The organism is Streptomyces sp. SID3343 (genome assembly GCF_009865215.1).
In the GTDB taxonomy this organism is placed as follows: domain Bacteria; phylum Actinomycetota; class Actinomycetes; order Streptomycetales; family Streptomycetaceae; genus Embleya.
Map to the genome: position 1 here is coordinate 1 of NZ_WWJX01001539.1, position 5,739 is coordinate 5,739.

The window sequence follows — 5,739 nt, forward strand, 5'->3', positions numbered from 1 at the left end:
ATCCCCAGGGGCTTGCGTACGACCGAAGGGGACGACGACACCCACGGCAACGTCCGCCAGTTCGGCGACGTCGCGGTCCTGGAGAGCGGGGCCACGTTGTGGCACACCCACGCCCCGCAGCCGATGGCCGCGATCCTGGACGCCCTGGCGAGGGACGGTCGGCCGCTCCCGGACCTCGTCCTCGCCGACCACGGATGGGCGGGCTGCGCGAGCCGACGCGGCATCGAGACGGTCTGCTTCGCCGACTCCAACGACCCGGCCCTGTTCCTGGGCGAAGAGGAGGGCACGGTCACGGTGACCGTCCCCCTCGACGACCACGTCGTCGACGCCCGCGACTATCACCCGATGACCGCCTACCTCCTCGCGGCCGCCGGTCTCGCCGGCTGACCCCGCCGCTCCTCGGGGGTTCGGGCCGGCCCCGGCGGGACGGCCGCGGAAGCGTTGAGCGGGCCTCGGCGCGGCCATGCACCGGTGGCGCCCCGGGGCGGTTCGCCCTTCCGCCCGGTCCCGCCCGTCAGGGCCTAGGCTCTTCGCATGCGACGGTGTGCGCGTCGGCCCGGCCGGCGCGCGTTCGAGCGTCGATGTCCGCAAGCGTTCCAGGAGGTGCCGTGACCGGCTCCAGCCCCCGGCGATCCCGTATCGCCGCCACCCTGCGCCCGGCCTCCTTCGGGGCGGACCCCGCGGGCGAACGCTTGGAGCGGATCCGGCGCTCGCCGAACTTCGTCGACGGGGGCTTCGTCAATCCGGTCCCCGCTTCGGTCGCGCCGTCCGGTTCGCTCCTCAAGCTCGCGGCCACGTACTTCCGCAAGGAGGATCGAGTCCGGCGTTCCCCGTCCGGCCCGATTCCGGTGTATCGAAACACGCTCGCCGACCTCGCCGCGCCGCCCGCCTCCGGGCTGCGGGTGACCTGGATGGGCCACTCGTCGGTCCTGGTCGAGATCGACGGGCGGCGGGTGCTGATCGACCCCGTGTGGGGCGAGCGCTGCTCGCCGTTCGGCTTCGCCGGGCCCAAGCGGCTGCACCCGGTGCCGGTGCCGCTCGCGAAACTGGGGCCGGTGGACGCCATCGTGATCTCGCACGACCACTACGACCACCTCGACATGCCGACCATCCGCGCTCTCGCGGGCGCGGGCTGCCGATTCGTGCTCCCGCTCGGCGTCGGCGCCCACCTGGAGCACTGGGGCGTGCCCGCGAACCGGATGACCGAACTCGACTGGAACGAGTCGACCGAGGTCGCGGGCCTCACCCTGACCGCCACGCCGGCCCGGCACTTCTGCGGCCGAGGGCTGCGCAACACCCCGAACACCCTGTGGGCCTCGTGGGTCGTCGCCGGCCCCGAGCACCGGGTCTACCACAGCGGGGACACCGGTTACTTCCCCGGCTTCGCGGACATCGGCGCCGCGCACGGGCCCTTCGACGCCACGATGGTGCAGATCGGCGCGTACAGCGAGGACTGGCCCGACATCCACATGACCCCCGCGGAGGGGATGCGCGCGCACCTCGACCTTCAGCGCGGTGAGCCGACCGGGGTGATGATGCCCATCCACTGGGGCACGTTCACCCTCGCGTGGCACCCGTGGGAGGAGCCCGCCGAGGACACCGTGGCCGCCGCCCGGCTCGTTCGGGCCGAGGTCGCCGTACCGCGCCCCGGCGAGCCGTTCGAGCCCAAGGCCGGGCTGCCGCTCGATCTGTGGTGGCGCGAGATCGCCACCGTTCCCGCGGGCACCGTGTGGCCGGCGATCGACGACGGCCGCCCCGACCCGGCCAAGGCGTAGAAACGGCGCGACCCGCCTCGGGGCGGCTCGGATTGACACACTCCTACATATCGAGAAAACTAGATGCATCGAGCGCCGCCACCCGAAGCGGGACGTCGCACGAGACAAGGCGTCGCAGCAAGCAGCGCGCCGCCCGAGACGGACCGTCGCGCGAGAGGTATGGACCCGTGGATCCGCTGGCCGTGCACAAGGCCCTCGCCAATCCGGCGCGCGCGCAGTTCATGCAGTGGCTGAAGGACCCCGCGAGGTACTTCGACGAGGACTCCTACCGTCAGCAGGGCCTCGGCTTCCACATCGGCGTCTGCGTGGGCGACATCCAGGCGCGCGCCGGCTTGGCGCAGTCCGTGGTGTCCGGCTATCTGCAACTGCTCAAGGACGCCGGGTTGCTCGACTCGGAGCGCATCGGCAAGTGGACGTACTACCGCCGCAACGAGAAGACGATCGCGGCCTTCGCGGAGTACGCCCGGGACGCCCTGTAGACATCCCGTAGACCTCCGGTGGACGTCCCGTCGGCGGCGCCCCTCGGCTTCTCGATGCCACTCCCACCCGGCTCTTTCCGATCTTACACATCTACATATCCAGATATGTATGAGACCTACTCGCACCGGCAGACGGCATCGATCCGCCGCCGGGCATCCGAAAGGCGACGATGAAGAAGAGCGCCCCCATGATCTCGATCCTCGCCCTGGGCGTGTTCGGCATCATCACCACCGAGATGGGCATCATCGGGGTCCTGCCCCAGGTCTCCGACGAACTCGGCGTCTCGGCGTCCACCGCGGGATGGCTCGTCGGCGTCTTCGCCCTCGTGGTCGCGGTGACCGGACCGTTCGTGACGCTGCTCGCGTCCGGCATCAACCGAAAGGCCGTACTCGCGACCTCGATCGCGGTGTTCGCGCTCGCCAACGCCGTCTACGCGCTCACCACGCACTTCGAGGTGATGTTCGCGTTCCGCGTGATACCGGCGCTGTTCCATCCCGTGTTCTTCTCGGTCGCGCTCGCGACCGCCGCCCGCCTGGTTCCCGCCGCGAACTCCACCCGGGCCACGACCACGGTGTTCGCCGGGGTCACCGTCGGCTTCGCCTTCGGCGTGCCGCTGACCTCGTATCTGGCCGAACACCTGTCCCTCTCGGCCGCGTTCTGGTTCGGCTCCGCCGTCAACCTGATCGCCTTCCTGGGCATCCTGTTGTTCCTGCCGGCCCTGCCCGTGGAGCAACGACTGTCCTACGGCGCCCAGTTGCGGATCCTGCGGCGGCCGAGCCTGTGGCTCACCATCGGGTCGATCGTGCTGCTGTTCGCGGCGATGTTCTCGGTCTACGGCTACTTCGCCGAGTACTTGGAGCAGGTCACCGAACTGGACTCGTCCTGGGTCAGCGCGATGCTGATGGCGTTCGGCGTGGTGATGATCTTCGGCAACTTCCTCTTCGGAAGCCTGCTCCAGCGCAATACGGTCCGCACCGTGATCGCCTTCCCCGTCCTTTACCTGATCGTCTACACGCTCGTGTACGTGCTCGGAACGAGCTCGGTGCCGATGATCGGCGCGGTACTGCTGTGGGGAGTCGTGCATTCGGGCGGACTCGTGGTCAGCCAGAGCTGGTTGGGACGCGACGCGCACGAGGCCCCCGAGTTCGGAAACAGCCTCTTCATCTCGTTCTCGAACCTGGGCATCACCCTGGGCACCGCGGTCGGCGGCTGGGTGGTCTCCACGGTGGGCATCCGTGAACTGGCCTGGGCCGGGGCAGGCTTCGCCGCCGCCGCGCTGATCGTGATCGTGCTGCGGCTGAGGTCGGGCCTACCGTCGCCGACGCGAAGCGGGGCGGAGACCGCCGCGACCTCGCCCGAGGGCGTCCCCGCCTGACGGCGGCCGATCCCCTCCACCGGCCCCACGCCCACACCCGTCGGGAGTGGGGCCGCCCGCGGGACCTACGCCTTGGCGGCCGGCCGGTAGGTGCACACGTGCACGCCCGCGCCACTGATCACCGTCGAGACCAGTTCGAGCGTGCGCAGCCCACCGTCGTCGGGGAAGATCGACTTGCCGCCGCCCAGGAGCACCGGCATGACCATCAGGCGGAGTTCGTCGACGAGTTCCTCGGCCAGCAGGGTGCGCACGAGGGTGGGGCTCCCCATCACCAGCAGGTCGCCGCCCTCGCTCTCGCGCAGGTGCCGGATCCGCGCGACGGCCTCGTCGCCGGCGATGCGTGTGGTGTTGTTCCACGTGAGTTCGGCGTCGCTCAGCGTCCGGGAGACGACGTACTTGGGGATCGCGTTCAGCCGGTCGGCGAACGGGTCGCCGGCCCGCTCGGGCCAGGCGCCGGCCATCGTCTGCCACGTGCGGCGCCCGAACAGCAGCGCGTCCGCCTTGCCGGCCGCGTCGGCAAAGGCACCGCCGACCACCTCCGGGTCGAAGAACGGGTGCGACCAACCACCGTGCGCGAAGCCGCCGTCGTTGTCCTCGTCCGGTCCGCCCGGCGCCTGCACGACGCCGTCCAGGCTGATGAACTCGCTGATCACGATGCGCATGGGATGCTCCAGTTCCTCGCTGCCGGGTTACGAAAGGGAGACTGTAACGTCGCGCCGAAGTCATCGCGCCCGACCGACCCCACCACGGTGACGCGGGCCACACCGTCGCCGGCGCCCCAACCGACCTCCACACGCCGGGACTTGCGCGTGTCGTCGACGATTGCGGGAGGATTTCGGGTGTGCGGACATCGGCGGGGAGCAGGTTCGGGTCGGGGCGGGTGTGGGCGGGGTTGCTCGCGAGCGTGTTATTGGGCGGGTGTACCTCGTCCGGCGACGGCACCGAGGACCCCGGCCCACCGACGAGCGGTCCCCCCGACCGCCGAGGGTTCGTCATCCGCTTCGAGGAGCCGGCCGTCGCCGATCGCGACGGGGCCGCGTTCCTGCGCGAGCGGAAGGTGATGGAGACGGTCACCGCGACGCTCGACGCCTTCGTGCGCATGGACCGACAGGTGACCGTCGTCGGACGCTCGTGCGCGGGTGAGGGTTCCGCGTACGATCCGGACCGGCTTCGCATCGACGTGTGCTACGACGAGGTCGCCGAGGAACGCGGGCTGTTCGAGCGGGCCGGGCGTGGTCGGGCCGACGACGACGTGGCGGCCGTACTGGTGGAAACCCTCTACCACGAGGCGGGCCACGCCCTCGTCGACGTGGTGCGGCCGACCCTGACGGACCGGGCCGAGGAGGACGCCGCCGATCGGTTCGCGGCGCTGATGCTGCTGCGCCAAGGTCCGGACGGCGAACGACTGTTGCGCAGCGCCGCCGAGGAGTACCGACTCGCCGCGGCCGAGGGGGACCCCGCCGCCGGCGGCGCCGACGAGCACTCCCCGGACCTGGTCCGGGCGGCGAACCACGTGTGCTTCCTCTACGGCTCGGCCCCCGAACGCAACCTCGATCTGGCGAACTCGCCCCTGCTCTCCCCGGCCCGCGCCGCCGGTTGCGCGGCCGAGTGGACCCACGTCCGCGATGCCTGGACGGCCGACCTCGCGCCGGTGCTCCGGTGAGGTGCGCGGCGACCCCATCGCATCGATCGGTCACGAAAAGTGATTCGGGAATTACCCGTAGTATGTGCCGCGTGGACCGGGAAAGCGTTTCCTCCGCGGCGTTGCGCGTCGTGATCGTCGACGACCATCCGTTGTTTCGCGCCGGGTTGCGGGCGGCTCTGGAGAGCGCCGGTGACATCGCGGTGGTGGCCGAGGTCGAGACCGCCGCCGCCGCGACGCAGGTGGTCGCCGAACACCGCCCCGACCTGGTCGTGATGGACCTGAGCCTGCCCGACGGCTCCGGAATCGAGGCCACCCGCCGGATCGTCGCCGACGTGCCGGCCGTGCCGGTTCTGGTGCTGACCATGTCCGACGACGACGGCAGCCTGCTCGCCGCGATGCGCGCCGGGGCCGGCGGCTACCTCGTCAAGGGAGCCGCCCGCGACGAGGTCCTGCACGCGGTGCGC

General features: G+C 70.9%; 7 protein-coding genes. 6 read left to right on the forward strand and 1 reads right to left on the reverse strand.

Annotated elements, in window-relative coordinates; translation table 11 throughout:
- The 4 genes from GT354_RS49055 to GT354_RS49070 all read left to right on the forward strand — a co-directional run.
- The coding region (locus GT354_RS49055; RefSeq protein WP_202513148.1) for a phosphatase at window positions 1–387 on the forward strand (387 nt) is incomplete at its 5' end.
- Between the two features lie 221 nt (window positions 388–608).
- A complete protein-coding gene (locus tag GT354_RS49060; protein WP_161364625.1) occupies window positions 609–1,775 on the forward strand; it encodes an MBL fold metallo-hydrolase in 1,167 nt (388 codons plus the stop codon).
- Window positions 1,776–1,996: 221 nt separating this feature from the next.
- Window positions 1,997–2,254, forward strand: a complete 258-nt coding sequence (locus GT354_RS49065) for a helix-turn-helix transcriptional regulator (RefSeq protein WP_202513150.1) — start codon at window positions 1,997–1,999, stop codon at window positions 2,252–2,254.
- Window positions 2,255–2,424: 170 nt separating this feature from the next.
- A complete protein-coding gene (locus GT354_RS49070; protein ID WP_161364629.1) occupies window positions 2,425–3,630 on the forward strand; it encodes an MFS transporter in 1,206 nt (401 codons plus the stop codon).
- 65 nt (window positions 3,631–3,695) lie between these two features.
- Here GT354_RS49070 and GT354_RS49075 read toward each other — a convergent pair whose 3' ends face one another.
- Complete coding sequence (locus tag GT354_RS49075; protein ID WP_161364631.1) at window positions 3,696–4,292, reverse strand: dihydrofolate reductase family protein; 597 nt, start codon at window positions 4,290–4,292, stop codon at window positions 3,696–3,698.
- Between the two features lie 179 nt (window positions 4,293–4,471).
- Here GT354_RS49075 and GT354_RS49080 point away from each other — a divergent pair, with 179 nt between their 5' ends.
- Window positions 4,472–5,293 carry a DUF4344 domain-containing metallopeptidase gene (locus GT354_RS49080; protein WP_161364633.1) on the forward strand — a complete coding sequence of 274 codons (822 nt, stop codon included), beginning with the start codon at window positions 4,472–4,474 and terminating at the stop codon, window positions 5,291–5,293.
- 71 nt (window positions 5,294–5,364) lie between these two features.
- The coding region (locus tag GT354_RS49085; RefSeq protein WP_346012520.1) for a response regulator transcription factor at window positions 5,365–5,739 on the forward strand (375 nt) is incomplete at its 3' end.